The organism is Bacillus sp. SSR7, assembly GCF_055902415.1.
The window spans coordinates 47327-65597 of sequence record NZ_JBVVXV010000017.1 but is presented as its reverse complement, the minus strand read 5'-3'; the positions used below and the strand labels follow the sequence as shown (position 1 = coordinate 65597).

The window sequence follows — 18271 nt, the reverse complement described above, 5'->3', positions numbered from 1 at the left end:
GGTAAAGAGAGGGTACAACAGTGAAGTTTGTGCATTTACAATGTCAAACCGTTTTTAGTTTATTAAAAAGTGCTTGTAAAATTGATGAGCTTGTAGTTAGGGCGAAAGAGCTCGGTTATTCATCGCTAGCTATTACGGATGAAAATGTTATGTATGGCGTTATTCCGTTTTATAAAGCATGTAAGAAACATGGTATACATCCTATTATCGGTTTAACAGCTTCTATTTTTAGTGAAGAAGAAGAAAAGTCTTATCCGCTTGTCTTACTTGCTGAAAATGAAATAGGTTATCAAAATTTATTGAAAATTTCTAGTAGCATTATGACGAAGTCAAAAGAAGGTATTCCTAAGAAATGGCTTGCACATTATGCGAAAGGATTAATTGCTATTTCACCAGGTAAAGATGGGGAAATTGAACAATTATTATTAGAAGACAAAGAGAGTCAAGCTGAAGAAGTAGCTCGTATGTATCAAAATATGTTCGGCAATTTTTATATGAGTTTACAGCATCATGCGATTCAAGATGAACTGCTTCTGCAAGAGAAATTACCTGCATTTATGAGTAGGATAAATGTCCCGGTCGTTGCAACAAACGATGTACGCTACATCAATCAAAGTGACGCACTCGTTCATGAATGCTTATTATCTGTTGAAAGTGGAACGAAAATGACGGATCCAGATAGGCCGAAGCTGAAAACAGATCAATATTATTTAAAATCATCAGATGAAATGGAAGCACTATTTTCTCACGTAGAAGAAGCGATTTATAACACAGTAGAAATTGCAGAACGTTGCAGAGTAGAAATACCGTTTCATGTAAATCAATTACCGAAATTCCCTGTTCCATCTAACGAAACGAATGATATGTATTTACGCCGCGTTTGTGAAGAAGGATTGCAGAAACGTTATGGTACGCCGAAAGAAGTACATATAAAGCGTTTGAATCATGAATTAAACGTGATTTCTAGCATGGGGTTTAGTGATTATTTCCTCATTGTCTGGGATTTTATGAAGTACGCGCATGAAAATCATATTTTAACAGGACCAGGTCGTGGATCAGCGGCTGGCTCACTCGTTTCTTACGTATTAGAAATTACAGATATTGATCCAATTGAATACGATCTATTATTTGAAAGGTTTTTAAACCCCGAACGTGTGACACTTCCAGATATTGATATCGATTTTCCCGATATAAGACGTGATGAGATGATTCGATATGTGAAAGATAAATATGGTCAGCTTCGTGTTGCTCAAATTGTAACGTTCGGGACGCTGGCAGCGAAAGCGGCAATTAGAGATATTGCGCGTGTAATGGGGCTTCCGCCGCGAGATATCGACATATTCTCAAAACTTATCCCATCAAAGCTTGGTATAACGTTAAAAGATGCATATGAGGAATCTCAGTCACTCCGTGAGTTTATACAAGGAAACCTTTTGCATGAGCGTGTGTTTGAAATTGCAAAACGTGTAGAAGGCTTACCGCGTCATACGTCTATTCATGCAGCTGGCGTTATTATGAGCCAAGAGCCATTAACCGGAAGTGTTGCAATTCAAGAAGGGCATAACGATGTGTATGTTACGCAATACCCAGCTGATGCATTAGAAGAACTTGGGTTGCTCAAGATGGACTTTTTAGGATTACGTAATTTAACGTTACTTGAAAATATTATAAAGTTTATTGTGCAAAAAACAGGGAAAGAAATCGATATAAGAAATTTACCACTTCAAGATGAAAAGACATTCCAATTGTTAGGTAGAGGGGATACAACAGGTGTATTCCAGCTTGAATCAGGTGGTATGCGAAATGTACTTCGCGGGTTAAAGCCGAATGAATTTGAAGATATTGTCGCTGTTAACTCGTTATATAGACCAGGACCGATGGAACAAATTCCAACCTTTATTGAATCAAAGCATGGAAAAAGAAAAATTGAATATTTACATCCGGACTTAAAACCGATTTTAGAAAGAACATATGGTGTAATTGTATACCAAGAACAAATTATGCAAATTGCGTCGAAGTTGGCGGGCTTTTCGCTCGGAGAAGCAGATTTATTACGCCGTGCAGTGAGTAAAAAAAATCGTGATATTTTAGATCAGGAACGTAGGCATTTTGTGCAAGGGTGTTTACAAAATGGTTATGATGAGACATCTGCAGAGAAAATTTACGATTTAATTGTAAGATTCGCAAATTACGGTTTTAACCGAAGTCACGCTGTAGCCTACAGTATGATTGGATATCAACTTGCCTATTTAAAAGCGAATTATACGTTGGAATTTATGACGGCACTATTATCGAGTGCAATTGGAAATGAAGATAAGATTGTGCAGTATATACGAGAAACGAAGCGAAAAGGTTTTCATGTTTTGCCGCCGTCTCTTCAGAGAAGTGGTTATAATTTCCAAATAGAAGGAAATGCGATACGTTACAGCTTACTTTCCATTCGAAACATCGGAATGGCTACAGTGACGGCATTAATCGAAGAACGAGAGAAAAAAATGTTTGAAGATTTATTTGAATTTTGTCTGCGCATGCCATCAAAGTTTGTAACAGAGCGAAATTTAGAGGCGTTCGTCTGGTCTGGATGTTTTGACGATTTTGGTGTTTCGAGAACGAATTTATGGAAAAGTCTTAAAGGAGCTTTAGAGTATGCCAATCTTGCACGTGATTTAGGAGATGCTGTTCCAAAATCAAAATACGTACAAGGAGAAGAGCTCTCTTTTATTGAACAGTTAAATAAAGAGAAGGAAGTACTAGGTTTTTATTTATCAAGCTATCCGACAGCGCAGTATGTGAAGTTAGCGAAAGAATTAGAAATTCCATCTCTTGCTCAGGCGATGCGACATAAGAAAAAAGTACAAAGAGCTATCGTGTACATAACAAGCGTGAGAGTGATTCGTACGAAAAAGTTGCAAAAGATGGCATTTATTACATTTTGTGATCAAAATGATGAAATGGAAGCAGTTCTTTTCCCCGAAACGTATATACATTTCTCAGATAAGTTACAAGAAGGAGCAATTGTGTTAGTTGACGGCACGATTGAGCTTAGAAATCATAAGCTACAATGGATTGTAAATGGACTATATCCGTTAGAAGAAATGGATGTGTATGAGGGAAAAAAAGATGCGTCTGTTTACGTGAAATTGCCGTCTCAATATGAGAAAAAGCTTTTAAATCAGGTTACTAAAATATTGTTTGACTATTCGGGTTTTGCGAAAGTACTAATTTATTATGAAAAGGAACATAAAATGGTACAATTATCTCGAAGTTTATCGATTCATCCAAGTGAAGAATGTTTAGGAGCACTTCGTGAAATTGTCGGGGAAGAAAATGTGGTTGTGAAAATATAATGGACAATTTCCCTACACTTCGATTATTATAGTAGTAGTGTTCGTGGTCAGACCACTTGGAGAAGTTGATATCAGCAAGAATAATTTGAGGAGAGTGGATAGTTTGTCAACACTTCGTGAAGAAGCACTTCACATGCATAAAGTGCATCAAGGAAAATTAGAAACTGTATCAAAAGTAAAAGTAGAAAATGCAAAAGATTTAAGTCTTGCATATTCTCCAGGGGTTGCAGAACCTTGTAAAGAAATTTATGACGATAAAAGTAAGGTATATGAATATACGATGAAGGGAAATATGGTAGCAGTTGTGACTGATGGAACGGCTGTACTTGGTCTTGGTAACATCGGACCTGAAGCATCTCTTCCAGTAATGGAAGGTAAAGCTGTATTATTCAAGAGTTTTGCTGGTGTAGATGCATTCCCAATTGCCTTAAATACAAACGATGTAGATAAAATTGTTGAAACTGTAAAATTAATGGAGCCAACTTTTGGCGGCGTTAACTTAGAGGATATCGCAGCACCAAACTGCTTCATTATTGAAGAACGTTTGAAAAAAGAAACAAATATTCCTATCTTCCATGATGATCAACACGGAACAGCTATCGTAACAGTAGCAGGTCTTGTGAACGCGCTAAAATTAGTTGGAAAGAAAATGTCTGACATTAAAGTTGTCGCAAATGGCGCAGGTGCAGCAGGTATTGCAATTATTAAACTTTTATATCGCTATGGCGTACGCGACATTATTATGTGTGACCGTAAAGGCGCGATCTATGAAGGTCGTCCTACAGGTATGAATCCGGTGAAGGATGAAGTGGCAAAATATACAAATAAGAATCGTATCGAAGGTTCTTTAGCTGATGTTGTACAAGGTGCGGACGTATTCATTGGTGTATCTGCAGAAGGTGCATTAACAGAAGAGATGGTTCGTACAATGAATGACGATGCGATTATTTTTGCAATGGCGAATCCAGTTCCAGAAATTATGCCAGAATTGGCAAAAGCAGCGGGCGCAGCTGTTGTTGGAACGGGTCGTTCTGACTTCGCAAACCAAGTAAATAATGTACTAGCGTTCCCTGGTATTTTCCGCGGTGCACTTGACGTACATGCGACACAAATTAATGAAGAAATGAAGATGGCAGCTGTACAGGCTATTGCTGAGCTTGTAGCAGAAGATGAGTTAAATGCAGACTATATCATTCCAGCACCGTTTGACGCGCGTGTAGCGCCTCAAGTAGCAGCTTACGTTGCGAAAGCTGCAATGGAGACAGGAGTAGCTCGCCGTCAAGTAGATCCAAATGAAGTTGCTGAGAAAACAAAACAATTAGCGCTGATTGGTAAAGAATAAGCGAGGAATTTCCATTGACATCATCAAATACAAAAGTATATCTCGAAATTGTAAAAAAAATCCGTTCCATTATGGAAGAGGATGGATTGGTAGCAGGGGATCGTTTGCCGTCTGAGCGTGAGTTAAGTTCACGTTTAAACGTAGGACGTTCCTCTGTAAGAGAAGCGTTGCGAGCTTTAGAACTTGTAGGATTAATTGAAACGAGACGTGGTGAAGGGACGTTTATTCGAAACTTTTACGATAACGGTCTTGTACAATTGATTGCTCCGTTCTTGCTGCAAGATGAGAAAACAATTCGTGATTTATTACAAACAAAACGATTGCTTGAGAAAGATATGATTCGAATTGTATGTAATTTACCGAAAGAAACGTTTTCTAAAGTGCTAAGTAAATTACATCAAGTGCTTGAAGGAAATGAAAACTCAATTCCAATGCTTCACCAAACGTTCTTTAAAACACTTATTGAACAAGTCGATAATTATTTACTATATCGCATTTGGATGATCGTAAATGATTACGTATCAACTCTTTCTTGTAAAGTTTCAGGAGATTCTATCGATATGTATAGAAAGCTTTACGCTATTTTGGAAGGAAAACAAGAAAATGATGCACTAAAAATTTACGATGAATTAGTAGAGAATATACAGTTTCACTCGTAATGTATAAAATTTGTCGAAATGACCATGACACGTTATGACAAACATTCTATCGCGTAGCGGTTAAAGTTAAACGTAAAGAGTGAGGTTATTAGACAGATTGAGAAGATAAGGCTAACATCAAACTTTGGTGTTAGCCCAATTTTCTTCTTACGCTAACCTTAGCTCTCAACGAAGGGGGTCAAATTGTGCTAAGAGATTTATTCGTGAAAAAGAAAAAGTACGCTGCAATACCTTCAGAACAAGTACGAAAAGATGTACCAGACGGCGTTATGACAAAATGTCCGAAATGTAAAAAAATCATGTATACGAAAGAGCTTCTAAAAAATTTAAAAGTATGTGTGAATTGTGGGTATCATCATCCTATGAATGCATGGGAACGTCTTGATAGTATATTGGACGAAGGGTCATTCCGTGAGTATGACAAAGAAATGGTTTCATTAAATCCACTCGAGTTTCCAGATTATGAAGAGAAACTAGAGAGCGATCGTAAGAAGACTGAATTGAACGAAGCGGTTGTAACTGGTGAAGGAACAATTGATGACATGCTTGTTGTTGTTGCAGTAATGGATTCTCGTTTTCGAATGGGGAGCATGGGCTCTGTTGTAGGAGAAAAAATTGCCCGTGCGGTTGAAAAGGCGTACGACTTACAAGTTCCATTTATTATCTTTACTGCTTCGGGTGGTGCCCGTATGCAAGAAGGGATATTAAGTTTAATGCAAATGGCAAAAACAAGCGTAGCTTTGAAAAAGCATAGTAATGCAGGAGGATTATTTATTTCTGTTATGACTCACCCAACGACGGGCGGGGTTTCAGCGAGTTTCGCTTCACTTGGTGATTATAATCTTGCAGAACCAGGGGCGCTAATCGGATTTGCTGGTAGACGTGTAATTGAACAAACCGTGCGTGAGAAACTACCGGAAGATTTCCAAACAGCAGAATTCTTACTAGAACATGGTCAATTAGATGCGGTGGTACATCGTGATGATATGAGAGAATCGCTTCGTAAGATTTTAGAAGTTCATCAAGGAGGGGAAATGGCTGTATGGCAGAGCTAGAATTTGAGAAACCAGTTGTTGAGCTAAGAAATAAGATTCGTGAACTGAAAGACTATACGAAAAACAGCCAGATGGACTTCAGTGAGGAGATTCGTATTTTGGAAGACAAGCTAGAAAATTTAGAGGAAGATATATACGGAAATATGAAAGTATGGGACCGTGTTCAAATTGCTCGTCATGCAGAACGACCGACAACGCTCGATTATATTGAGAACTTATTTACTGATTTTTTTGAATGTCATGGAGATCGTCTATTTGGCGATGATGCAGCGATTGTCGGCGGCATTGCGAAGTATAAAGGGATGCCTGTAACTGTAATCGGGCATCAACGCGGAAAAGATACGAAAGAAAATATTCGCCGTAATTTTGGGATGCCTCACCCAGAAGGATATCGAAAAGCATTACGTTTAATGAAGCAGGCGGAAAAGTTCAATCGTCCAATTATTTGTTTTATTGATACGAAAGGAGCCTATCCTGGTAAAGCTGCTGAAGAACGGGGTCAAAGTGAAGCTATCGCCCGCAATTTATTTGAAATGGCAGGCTTAACGGTACCTGTTATTTGTATCGTTATCGGCGAAGGTGGTAGTGGTGGTGCGCTAGGTCTTGGAGTAGGAGATTACATTCATATGCTAGAAAATTCCACTTATTCTGTTATTACGCCAGAGGGTGCAGCCGCAATTCTTTGGAAAGATGCAGGAAAAGCAAAGGAAGCTGCAGAGGCGATGAGAATTACAGCAGCAGATTTGCAAGAATTAGGTGTAATTGACGAAATTATTCCAGAGACAAAAGGTGGAGCACACCGTAATATTTTGAAACAGTCAGAAAATATAGACTTAATAATTAGAAAAACTTTTGAACAATTAAACGGAATTTCGAAAGATGAATTAATCGAAAAACGTTATGAAAAATATATGAAAATTGGGCAAGTTTCGTTTTCAAACGCTTCCATTTGGATAAAATAAGAAAAGCGTGCGTTCCACTTCGCGAATGCACGTTTTTATTATGAAAAGACACATCTTCTCCATTGTATTTTTATATTTTTTCGTGTTATTTTATTATAAGGCAAATAATCTTTATGAGGTGAGTACAAATGAAACGTATTGGTGTATTAACAAGTGGTGGAGATTCACCTGGTATGAATGCTGCCATTCGTGCAGTTGTTCGTAAAGCGATTTTCCATGATATTGAAGTATATGGTATTTACCATGGATACGCTGGATTAATTTCTGGTCACATTGAAAAATTAGAACTAGGTTCTGTTGGCGATATTATCCACCGCGGTGGTACGAAATTATATACAGCAAGATGTCCTGAGTTTAAAGACCCAGAAGTACGACTAAAAGGTATCGAGCAATTAAAGAAACACGGTATCGAAGGACTTGTTGTTATTGGTGGAGATGGTTCTTACCAAGGCGCTAAAAAATTAACTGAACAAGGATTCCCATGTGTTGGTGTACCAGGTACAATTGACAATGATATCCCTGGAACAGACTTCACAATTGGTTTCGATACAGCTTTAAACACTGTTATTGATGCAATTGATAAAATTCGTGACACAGCTACATCTCATGAACGTACATATGTTATCGAAGTAATGGGACGTCACGCTGGTGATATCGCATTATGGGCTGGTTTAGCTGATGGTGCGGAAACAATCTTAATTCCAGAAGAAGAGTATGACATGGAAGATGTTATCGCTCGTCTGAAGCGCGGTAGTGAACGTGGTAAAAAACACAGTATTATCGTTGTAGCTGAAGGTGTTGGAAGTGCAATTGACATCGGTAAGCACATTGAAGAAGCAACAAACTTTGATACTCGCGTAACTGTATTAGGTCACGTACAACGTGGTGGATCACCAAGTGCACAAGACCGTGTATTAGCAAGCCGTCTTGGCGCAAGAGCAGTTGAATTATTAATTGCTGGTAAAGGTGGACGTTGTGTAGGTATTCAAGATAACAAACTTGTTGATCATGATATTATCGAAGCGTTAGCTCAAAAGCATACAATCGATAAAGATATGTATCAATTATCTAAAGAATTATCCATCTAATCGACTTAATGTCGGATATTTGGGAACGGTTTCATAATTTTCGGAGGTGCAATATGCGTAAAACTAAAATTGTATGTACTATAGGTCCTGCTAGTGAAAGTATTGAAAAATTAGAGCAATTAATCGAAGCAGGTATGAACGTTGCTCGTTTAAACTTCTCTCATGGTAGCCATGAAGAGCACGGCGCTCGTATTAAAAACATTCGTGAAGCTTCAAAGAAAACTGGTAAAACAGTTGGTATCTTACTTGATACAAAAGGTCCAGAAATCCGTACTCACGACTTCGTAGACGGACAAGCTGAGCTTGTAACAGGTGCAGAAGTAGTTCTTTCTACTGAGCAAGTATTAGGTACTGCAGAGAAGTTCTCTGTATCTTACGCTGGTCTTTATGACGATGTAGACCCAGGTTCTCGCATTCTAATCGATGACGGTCTTATCGAGCTAGAAGTAATCGACAAAGCTGACGGAAACATCCGTACAAAAGTTCTTAACAGCGGAACTGTAAAAAATAAAAAAGGTGTTAACGTACCAAACGTAAGCATTAAGCTTCCTGGTATCACTGAAAAAGACGTAAAAGATATCATTTTCGGTATCGAGCAAAAAGTTGATTTCATCGCAGCTTCATTCGTACGTAAAGCAGCTGACGTATTAGAAATCCGTGAATTATTAGAAGAGCATAACGCTCAGTACATCCAAATCGTACCAAAAATCGAAAACCAAGAGGGTATCGACAACATCGATTCAATCTTAGAAGTTTCTGACGGTTTAATGGTAGCTCGTGGTGACATGGGTGTAGAAATTCCACCAGAAGAAGTACCGTTAGTACAAAAACGTCTAATTAAAAAATGTAACGTGTTAGGTAAACCAGTTATTACTGCAACACAAATGTTAGATTCTATGCAACGTAACCCACGTCCAACTCGTGCGGAAGCAAGTGACGTAGCTAACGCAATCTTCGATGGTACAGATGCAATCATGCTTTCAGGTGAAACAGCTGCTGGACAATACCCAGTAGAAGCAGTAACAATGATGGCTAACATTGCAGTACGTGTTGAAAAATCATTACAATATGAAGATATGTTCAAAAAACGTATTAAAGAGTTCACTCCAACAATTACAGATGCAATTAGCCAATCTGTTGCGCATACAGCACTTGCTCTTGATGTAGCTGCAATCGTAGCTCCAACAGAAAGTGGATATACTGCGAAAATGATCTCTAAATACCGTCCAAAATCTCCAATCGTAGCTGTAACATCTGACGAGCAAGTAGGACGTCGTCTTGCACTTGTTTGGGGTGTACAAGCATTTATGGCTGAGAAGCGCGCAGCTTCTACTGACGAAATGTTAGATACAGCGATTCAAACAGGTATGGATGCAGGTCTAATCGGACTTGGAGACACTGTAGTAATCACTGCTGGTGTTCCGGTTGCTGAAACTGGTACAACAAACTTAATGAAAATCCACGTTGTTGGTGAAGAAGTTGCTAAAGGACAAGGAATCGGTCGTAAAGCTGCAAAAGGTAAAGTAGTTGTAGCGAAAACAGCTGCTGAAGCTGTAGCGAACGTAAACGAAGGTGATATCCTTGTTACAACAAGCACTGATAAAGATATGATTCCTGCAATCGAAAAAGCTGCTGCTCTAGTTGTAGAAGAAGGCGGTCTAACAAGCCATGCGGCTGTTGTAGGTGTATCAATCGGTATTCCTGTTATCGTTGGTGTAAACGGCGTAACAACAACTTTAAAAAATGGCCAAGAAGTAACAGTTGATGCAGCACGCGGAATTGTTTATAATGGACATGCGGAAGTGCTATAAGTAATACGGAGAGAAGGGTCGGAGTCCTTCTCTTTTTTTTACACAAAAAATGAGATAGAACTAGCTTGAGGCGTCTGAAATTGCTTTTGAAAGCTGTTTATTATGAAATTTGATAGGAAAGCATATTCGGATTTCATGTAGTGTATATGAGCGTTTTGAGGACGTTAAAAGTGATGGTATATGAGAGGGGTGTAGAACTATGAAGTGGTTACTGTTCTTGTTTATTTTAATACCGGCTATTGAGATTACAGTCTTAATTGGGTCGAGTCATGTAATAGGTTTATGGTCTACGTTCGCTATGATCGTATTTACAGGTGTTGTAGGTGTATATTTGGCGAAAAGACAAGGGTTTAAAGTGCTTGGAGAGATTCAATCTAAGTTGAATAGAGGAGAAATGCCAGGGGCAGCAGTACTGGATGGTATTTTTATCTTTGTAGGGGGTATTCTTTTAGTGCTTCCTGGATATGTAACGGATATAATAGGTTTCATCTTTGTTGTCCCTATGACGAGGGCTTTATTGAAGCCGTTTATTATGAAGTGGATGGAATGGAAGTTTAGAAAAAACTCAACTATTATTGTGCAGAAATAGTGCTTAGATTTAGCGATCTAAGCACTATTTTTTTATCCCGCTTTAATGGGTAGTAAGACCCCCGCCTCAAAATTCAGTGAAAGCAAAGAAGTTAGGTTGGGGTCGGGCTGCCCATTAAAGTCCGATTGGTGAGGGCTGATAATCAGTGGGGATGAAGAAAACCCCACTGATTAAAGTTTCACTTTATCTGCAACAGGATGAGAGGGGGAGTAAAGTTCAGTTAATGAAAGATGTGTTTTGACATGCGGCGAATGTGACGGTTAATAATCGATGGGGATAGGATCCTTATAGATTAAAGTTTCACTTTATTGTATTTGTTGTGTACTTTTTCGATTGGATATGTGATTCGGGGAGTTATTAGCTCTTAATGAGTGTGTTTAAAGTGGGAATCTGAACTTAAGATTGTTTTTTTTTGTATATAAAAAGAATGAAAAAGTTAAATAAGAGTAGGAAAATGGTCAGTTTAAGTCTCATTCTGGGCTGTTTTGTATATTTATTCATTTACATAAAAAGTAATAAATGTAAGTAATAATTATGAAACAAATAGAATAAAAATGTAAAAACACCACGAAATATGCGGTTTTTATGCAAAAAACAAGAGAATTATCCTGTTTTTAGGGTAATTCTCTTGTTGTGTGTAATGAGTATGAAAAATAAGTACAAGGAATAATCAGTGGGAAATTCCCACTGATTACATGTAAGTTTTTGTTGTGTATGAATTAGAAACTATTATTTTGAAGGTGAGCCTTTAATATATTTCCACAAATCATGGAATACACGAGCTTTGTGCAATGTATTAAGTAGTACTAAGGTGACTGGACCGATGATTAATCCTAAGAAGCCAAAGAGCTTAAAGCCGACAAATAGAGCAATCAGTGTTGCTAATGGATCAAGGCCGATATTAGATGAAAGTACCTTTGGCTCCATAATTTGTCTTTGGACAATCACGACGATGTATAAAATGAGAAGACCGATGGCGAAAGCGGTGTCGCCAGTGAAAAATACGTATATAACCCAAGGAACGAAGACAGCTCCTGTTCCTAAATACGGGAGTAAATCTACAACTCCTGTAATAATCGCGATAGTAATGGCGTATGGTACGCGTAATATTAAAAGTCCGATTAATACAATAACAGTTGTCATAGATACGAGTGTAAGTTGTGCTTTAACAAAACCGAATAAAGCTTTTCTTAAATCCACAAAAATAGTTTTTCCATAGCCATGAACACGGTTGGGCAAAAACTTTCTTACTTTCTGAGCAAGACGATGCCAATCGTAACTAATGAAGAAAGTGGCTAATAAAACGAAAACAAGTACAGTTAAAGTAGTTGGTAGTGCACTAATAAAATTTGTTAACCCGCTTATAATAGCGGTTAAAAGTTCTTTCATTTGCGTCGTTGCTTCAGTTCCTAAGTTTTGAATGTTTTGTGTAATCGTATAGCGCTGTGGTTCCCCAAGATGATTAAATTTAGAAATTAAATCATCATAGAGAGGCATAATATGATTAAGTGCAAACTGCTGAGCGAATGCAACGATATCCGGAAATTTTACTGTAACAAGTTGTAGTAAGTATGTTGTAGCAGATATTGCTTCTGTTACAAGGTATGTAACGAGTCCGACGATAGCTCCAAATACGAGAATTAAGCTAACGAGTACTGCGAGTGCCCGAGGAAATTGTAGTTTTTGATTAAGGAAATTGACGACAGGATTAATCAAATAAGCAAATGCGAAAGCGATAATAAAAGGATAGATAAGTCCTGACATATATAGTAATGCATAGAACCCAGCTACCGTAGCTACAATGACAAATATGAATCGCAATATCATATATAGTAAGTTTCGATTCAAAGATGTATACCTCCCATTCCAATTTGGATTATCCTAATTCGTTCAACTTATAACGAGTGTGCCCCACTGATTAAAGTTTCACTTTATGTTATAGTGGAATGATGGATTTTTCCTGCTTTTTCAGTATGTGAGTGACTGTGAAAGCTTGGTGTTGATGCTTCTACTATATGGTAAAAACTTCATTTTCTCTTCTTTTTATTTTACCTGTTTCTAATTAGAAAAGAAAGGAGAGACGCCTGTTTTTTTAAATGTATACATGCTTACATTTGGATGGTGAAAGTCTCAGTTTTTCATTTTAAAATGCATAAAAAATGAAGTGATTCATGTTGGATAGGCATCGATATAGCATGTATAACGATAGGTTTAAAGGTATTTTTGTTTGGAAATGAGTTCATTATTTTCAGAAAGGAAGTGCAGACATGATTAGTCAGTCAACGTTATTTTTATTCATACTACTTATTATAGGACTTATTGCGAAAAACCAATCACTTACTGTAGCTATTGGTGTGTTATTTTTATTGAAATTTACGTTTCTAGGAGATAAAGTCTTCCCTTATCTACAAACGAAAGGGATTAACCTCGGTGTTACGGTTATTACAATAGCAGTACTCGTACCGATTGCAACGGGGGAAATAGGTTTTAAACAACTTGGGGAAGCAGCGAAATCGTATTATGCATGGATTGCTTTAGCTTCAGGGGTAGCAGTTGCTCTGTTAGCGAAAGGTGGCGTACAATTATTAACGACAGATCCTCATATTACAACTGCACTCGTTTTCGGGACAATTATAGCAGTTGCTTTATTTAATGGGGTCGCTGTAGGTCCATTAATTGGGGCTGGAATTGCCTATGCAGTTATGAGTATTATACAGATGTTTAAATGAAGAATTTTATAGTAATATAAAATTTTTGAATTCTTTCTGTTCACAAAAGTCAGATAATTGTTTATAATAGGATTAGAAACTTTGAAAAGTTACATAACAGCAGAGACTTTACACCAGATAAAATAAAAACAACATAAAACAATTTTATAATGATATTGCTTTATGTTGTTTTTATCATAAAACTCTTCGGAATTCATTTTCCTCACTAACTTGTTGTTTTGAGCGTGAGGATTCGGGGAGACATTCACGCTCATGCTTTCCATGTAAACAATGGACAATAAGAGGGGAACATCGCAACAAATTTGCATGATCGTGCATTTTGCTTGCCTAAAGAGTGAACGGGCGTTCATAATTCAAAAGGGGAGCAAATAGATATAAGGAGCAAGGTTGGGAGAATTTTCAGGAAAAGGAGAGAATGTCATGACTGTTATTCGAGGTTTAGAAGGGGTAGTAGCAACAACATCATCTGTGAGCTCTATTATTGATGATACATTAACTTATGTTGGGTATAATATTGATGATTTAGCTGAGAATGCTACATTTGAAGAAGTAGTGTACTTATTATGGCATCGCAAGCTTCCTAACGAGCAAGAACTAGCGGAATTTAAGGAGATTGTATCGGAATACTATAAAGTTCCAGGTGAGATTTTAGCATATTTGAAACAAGTAGATTTAAAAATCGCACATCCGATGTCTGTTTTACGAACTGCAATTTCCATGCTATCATTATACGATGAGAGTGCTGAAATTATGGATGAAAAGTCCAATTATTTGAAAGCGGTTAAATTACAGGCTCAAGTGGGAACTTTAGTTGCTGCTTACGCAAGAATCCGTAAAGGCTTAGATGTTGTTGAGCCTAGAAATGATTTATCATTAGCTGCAAACTTCTTGTACATGTTAAATGATCGCGAGCCAAATGAAGTTGAAATTGAAGCTTTTGATAAGGCGCTTGTACTTCACGCAGATCATGAGTTAAACGCTTCTACATTTACTGCACGCGTTTGTGTAGCTACACTTTCAGATGTATATTCTGGTATTACAGCAGCAATCGGTGCGCTAAAAGGTCCTCTTCACGGCGGGGCAAATGAAAATGTAATGAAGATGTTAACTGAAATTGGCGAAGAAGAAAATGTAGAATCATATATTCATAATGCTCTTCAAAATAAAGTGAAAATTATGGGCTTTGGCCACCGTGTATATGAGCATGGTGATCCACGTGCAAAACATTTACGCGAAATGTCTAAGAGATTATGCGTGCTTTTAGGAGAAGAGAAATGGTATAATATGTCTATCAAAATTGAAGACATTGTAACAAAAGAAAAAGGTCTTCCACCAAATGTTGATTTCTATTCAGCTTCTGTATACCATTGTTTAGGAATTGATCATGACTTATTTACACCTATTTTTGCAATTAGCCGTATGTCAGGCTGGTTAGCTCATATTCTAGAACAATATGAAAATAACCGTTTAATCCGTCCGCGTGCTGATTATAATGGACCAACACATCAAGTGTATGTTCCGATTGCACAACGATAAGCGAATAACACTATTTTGATAGTGAAAATACGCTTTCAAAAGTCTGATTTTTTCGGAAAGATGTAATGATTAGAATATTTTAATTTGACTAACGGTTTGAACTGAGGGGTTATTCCCTCAGTTTCATACATATGAAATTTCAAACATGGGGGTTATCACATTGACGACAGGTGAAAAAATTACTGTAACTAATGGTGTTATGAATGTACCAAACAATCCGATTATTCCATTTATTGAAGGAGATGGAATTGGTCCTGATATTTGGGCAGCTGCATCTCGTGTACTAGAAGCAGCAGTTGAAAAAGCTTATGATGGTGAGAAGAAAATCGTTTGGAAAGAAGTGCTTGCAGGGGAAAAAGCATTCAACCAAACAGGCGAGTGGTTACCAGAAGAAACTTTAAACTTAATTCGTGAATATTTAATCGCGATTAAAGGTCCACTTACAACTCCAGTTGGCGGTGGTATTCGTTCTCTAAACGTAGCACTTCGTCAAGAATTAGATTTATATGTATGTCTACGTCCAGTTCGTTATTTTGAAGGTGTTCCTTCACCTGTAAAACGTCCGGAAGATACTGATATGGTTATTTTCCGTGAAAATACAGAAGACATTTATGCTGGAATTGAATATGCACAAGGATCTCCAGAAGCAGAAAAAGTTCTTGCTTTCTTAAAAGAAGCAATGGGTGTTAATAAAATCCGCTTCCCAGAAACATCTGGTATTGGTATTAAGCCAATTTCAGAAGAAGGGACAAAGCGTCTTGTTCGTGCTGCAATTCAATATGCAATTAACGAAAAACGTTCTTCTGTTACATTAGTTCATAAAGGAAACATTATGAAATTTACAGAAGGTGCTTTCAAAAACTGGGGTTACGAAGTAGCGGAACAAGAATTCGGCGACAAAGTATTTACTTGGGCTGAATACGATCGTATCGTTGAAAAAGATGGTAAAGATGCAGCGAATAAAGCGATGGCAGACGCTGAAGTGGCTGGAAAAATCATCGTAAAAGATTCTATTGCAGACATCTTCTTACAACAAATTTTAACTCGTCCACGTGAGTTCGATGTTGTTGCAACAATGAACTTAAATGGTGACTATATCTCTGATGCACTTGCTGCACAAGTAGGTGGAATTGGTATTGCACCTGGTGCAAACATTAACTATGTGACTGGACATGCTATCTTTGAAGCTACACACGGTACAGCTCCAAAATATGCAGGTTTAGATAAAGTAAACCCATCTTCTGTTCTTCTTTCAGGTGTATTATTATTAGAACACTTAGGATGGAACGAAGCTGGGAAATTAGTAACTGCTTCTGTTGAGAAAACAATTGCTTCAAAAGTAGTAACTTATGATTTCGCACGCTTAATGGAAGGTGCAACAGAAGTGAAATGTTCTGAGTTCGCTAATGAACTTATTAAAAACATGGATGTAGCGATAATCAAAAACGCATAATTAAAGCGGGGGGTAAATTATGACAATCAAACGCAAGAAGGTTTCAGTCATCGGTGCAGGATTTACAGGAGCAACAACGGCATTCTTATTAGCACAAAAAGAACTTGCAGATGTTGTATTAGTGGACATTCCACAACTGGAAAATCCAACAAAAGGGAAAGCGTTAGATATGTTAGAAGCGAGCCCAGTACAAGGTTTTGATGCTAACATTATTGGAACATCTGATTACGCAGATACTGCTGATTCTGACGTTGTCGTTATTACAGCAGGTATTGCACGTAAGCCTGGTATGAGCCGTGATGACTTAGTAGCAACAAACTCTAAAATTATGAAAAGTATTACGCGCGACATTGCAAAACATTCACCAAATGCAATTATTGTTGTTTTAACAAATCCAGTTGATGCAATGACATATTCTGTATTTAAAGAAGCAGGATTCCCGAAAGAGCGTGTAATCGGCCAATCGGGTGTATTAGATACAGCTCGTTTCCGTACATTCATCGCACAAGAATTAAATCTTTCTGTAAAAGACATTACAGGATTTGTTCTTGGCGGACACGGTGACGACATGGTACCTCTTGTGCGTTATTCTTATGCAGGCGGTATTCCGTTAGAAACGTTAATTCCGAAAGAGCGTTTAGAAGCAATTGTAGAACGTACACGTAAAGGTGGCGGTGAGATTGTAGGCTTATTAGGAAACGGTAGTGCATATTACGCACCAGCAGCTTCTTTAGTTGAAATGACAGAAGCAATCTTAAAAGATCAACGCCGTGTATTACCAGCTATTGCGTACCTTGAAGGTGAGTATGGTTATAGTGACCTTTACTTAGGGGTACCAGTAATTCTAGGTGGTAACGGAATTGAAAAAATTATTGAATTAGAACTTCTTGCAGATGAAAAAGAAGCGTTAGATCGCTCTGTAGAATCTGTACGTAACGTAATGAAAGTTCTTGTTTAATCATTGAATAGTAGTGAAAAAGATTCGGGATTCCGAATCTTTTTCTACTATTTACCGAATTATTTTTTTGAAATAATATGAAAACGCTATCATTTGTAATATCCTATAATGAAACTGTAGATTTACACTATACATTGCCCTCATCATAGTAAATTTCGGATCAGGTATCGCTTTTAGTAGGATAATAAGGTGAAAAAATCGGAGGGGGTTGTAACATGTTAAAGAAAAAAGTTCAAATTGGTCGTAAAATGGATGAAATTACAGTAGGAGAGAAATTATCTATCACTGAAAAAATTGAGGATAAAGATTTGTTATTGTACTTAGGGTTAACGAATGATGCCAATCCATTATATATTCAGCATGATTACGCATCCCAAACTCCGTATGAAAAGCCGATTGTACCAAGCATTATGCTAACGGGAATGATTACAACGGCGGTTACGAAATATTTACCAGGTCCAGGAAGTCATATTACGAGAAAGGACCTTACATTCGTGAAACATGTTCACCATTATGAAACGTTACAAATCCACTTTGAAGTTGTGGCTGTTTCTGAGGAGGAACATACAATTGATATGCTTGTATCTGCTCATGATGAAAAAGGAGATACTGTTGTGAAAGGCTCATTAACAGTAACCCCACCTTATAAATCTGTTTCCATTATGGAAAAAGCATTGGATAATTTTTAAAACATGAAAATATGAATAGCGCTAGCATACCTTTTATAAGGGAGCTAGCGCTA

The 18271-nt window shown here is 37.5% G+C and carries 14 protein-coding genes; 13 read left to right on the top strand and 1 reads right to left on the bottom strand.

All coding sequences use genetic code 11. From position 1 onward, the window contains the following. Positions 1–20: 20 nt before the first annotated feature. The 8 genes from dnaE to AC0NJG_RS23540 all read left to right on the top strand — a co-directional run bounded on the left by dnaE (position 21) and on the right by AC0NJG_RS23540 (position 10853). Positions 21–3347 (top strand): DNA polymerase III subunit alpha, encoded by a 3327-nt coding sequence (dnaE, locus tag AC0NJG_RS23575; protein WP_087996667.1) that lies wholly within the window; start codon positions 21–23, stop codon positions 3345–3347. Positions 3348–3480: 133 nt separating this feature from the next. Further along, positions 3481–4689 (top strand): NADP-dependent malic enzyme, encoded by a 1209-nt coding sequence (gene ystJ, locus AC0NJG_RS23570; protein WP_011199012.1) that lies wholly within the window; start codon positions 3481–3483, stop codon positions 4687–4689. A gap of 14 nt (positions 4690–4703) precedes the next feature. Continuing rightward, positions 4704–5348 carry a FadR/GntR family transcriptional regulator gene (locus AC0NJG_RS23565; protein WP_087954123.1) on the top strand — a complete coding sequence of 215 codons (645 nt, stop codon included), beginning with the start codon at positions 4704–4706 and terminating at the stop codon, positions 5346–5348. Positions 5349–5533: 185 nt separating this feature from the next. Then, positions 5534–6403, top strand: a complete 870-nt coding sequence (gene accD, locus AC0NJG_RS23560; RefSeq protein ID WP_060632501.1) for an acetyl-CoA carboxylase, carboxyltransferase subunit beta — start codon at positions 5534–5536, stop codon at positions 6401–6403. Beyond that, positions 6391–7365 carry an acetyl-CoA carboxylase carboxyl transferase subunit alpha gene (accA, locus tag AC0NJG_RS23555; protein WP_474063527.1) on the top strand — a complete coding sequence of 325 codons (975 nt, stop codon included), beginning with the start codon at positions 6391–6393 and terminating at the stop codon, positions 7363–7365. The genes accD and accA overlap by 13 nt, the downstream gene beginning before the upstream one ends. A 128-nt stretch (positions 7366–7493) precedes the next feature. Then, entirely contained in the window at positions 7494–8453 is a 960-nt protein-coding gene (pfkA, locus tag AC0NJG_RS23550) for a 6-phosphofructokinase (protein WP_000821163.1), read from the top strand. Positions 8454–8506: 53 nt separating this feature from the next. Continuing rightward, a complete protein-coding gene (pyk, locus tag AC0NJG_RS23545; RefSeq protein ID WP_087954125.1) occupies positions 8507–10264 on the top strand; it encodes a pyruvate kinase in 1758 nt (585 codons plus the stop codon). 199 nt (positions 10265–10463) lie between these two features. Beyond that, entirely contained in the window at positions 10464–10853 is a 390-nt protein-coding gene (locus tag AC0NJG_RS23540; RefSeq protein ID WP_087954126.1) for an FxsA family protein, read from the top strand. Positions 10854–11582: 729 nt separating this feature from the next. Here AC0NJG_RS23540 and ytvI read toward each other — a convergent pair. Further along, the gene (ytvI, locus tag AC0NJG_RS23535; protein WP_087954127.1) at positions 11583–12701 is read right to left on the bottom strand and encodes a sporulation integral membrane protein YtvI; all 1119 of its coding nucleotides are present in this window, start codon (positions 12699–12701) and stop codon (positions 11583–11585) included. A gap of 419 nt (positions 12702–13120) precedes the next feature. Between ytvI and AC0NJG_RS23530 the strand changes: the two genes are divergently transcribed. The 5 genes from AC0NJG_RS23530 to AC0NJG_RS23510 all read left to right on the top strand — a co-directional run bounded on the left by AC0NJG_RS23530 (position 13121) and on the right by AC0NJG_RS23510 (position 18218). Further along, positions 13121–13582, top strand: a complete 462-nt coding sequence (locus AC0NJG_RS23530; protein ID WP_000625507.1) for a DUF441 domain-containing protein — start codon at positions 13121–13123, stop codon at positions 13580–13582. A 387-nt stretch (positions 13583–13969) separates the two neighbouring features. Then, positions 13970–15118 carry a citrate synthase gene (citZ, locus tag AC0NJG_RS23525; protein WP_000503657.1) on the top strand — a complete coding sequence of 383 codons (1149 nt, stop codon included), beginning with the start codon at positions 13970–13972 and terminating at the stop codon, positions 15116–15118. A 160-nt stretch (positions 15119–15278) separates the two neighbouring features. Further along, the gene (icd, locus tag AC0NJG_RS23520) at positions 15279–16571 is read left to right on the top strand and encodes an NADP-dependent isocitrate dehydrogenase (RefSeq protein WP_474063526.1); all 1293 of its coding nucleotides are present in this window, start codon (positions 15279–15281) and stop codon (positions 16569–16571) included. A gap of 19 nt (positions 16572–16590) precedes the next feature. Next, a complete protein-coding gene (gene mdh, locus AC0NJG_RS23515; protein ID WP_000153232.1) occupies positions 16591–17529 on the top strand; it encodes a malate dehydrogenase in 939 nt (312 codons plus the stop codon). Positions 17530–17744: 215 nt separating this feature from the next. Beyond that, the gene (locus AC0NJG_RS23510) at positions 17745–18218 is read left to right on the top strand and encodes a MaoC family dehydratase (RefSeq protein WP_000914178.1); all 474 of its coding nucleotides are present in this window, start codon (positions 17745–17747) and stop codon (positions 18216–18218) included. Positions 18219–18271 lie beyond the last annotated feature (53 nt).

Excerpts from the sequence above, each read along its gene's own strand:
- pyk (WP_087954125.1), top strand. The coding sequence starts at position 8,507 with ATGCGTAAAACTAAAATTGTATGTACTATAGGTCCTGCTAGTGAAAGT.
- accA (WP_474063527.1), top strand. The coding sequence starts at position 6,391 with ATGGCAGAGCTAGAATTTGAGAAACCAGTTGTTGAGCTAAGAAATAAG.
- AC0NJG_RS23540 (WP_087954126.1), top strand. The coding sequence starts at position 10,464 with ATGAAGTGGTTACTGTTCTTGTTTATTTTAATACCGGCTATTGAGATT.
- AC0NJG_RS23510 (WP_000914178.1), top strand. The coding sequence starts at position 17,745 with ATGTTAAAGAAAAAAGTTCAAATTGGTCGTAAAATGGATGAAATTACA.
- pfkA (WP_000821163.1), top strand. The coding sequence starts at position 7,494 with ATGAAACGTATTGGTGTATTAACAAGTGGTGGAGATTCACCTGGTATG.
- ystJ (WP_011199012.1), top strand. The coding sequence starts at position 3,481 with ATGCATAAAGTGCATCAAGGAAAATTAGAAACTGTATCAAAAGTAAAA.
- mdh (WP_000153232.1), top strand. The coding sequence starts at position 16,591 with ATGACAATCAAACGCAAGAAGGTTTCAGTCATCGGTGCAGGATTTACA.
- AC0NJG_RS23530 (WP_000625507.1), top strand. The coding sequence starts at position 13,121 with ATGATTAGTCAGTCAACGTTATTTTTATTCATACTACTTATTATAGGA.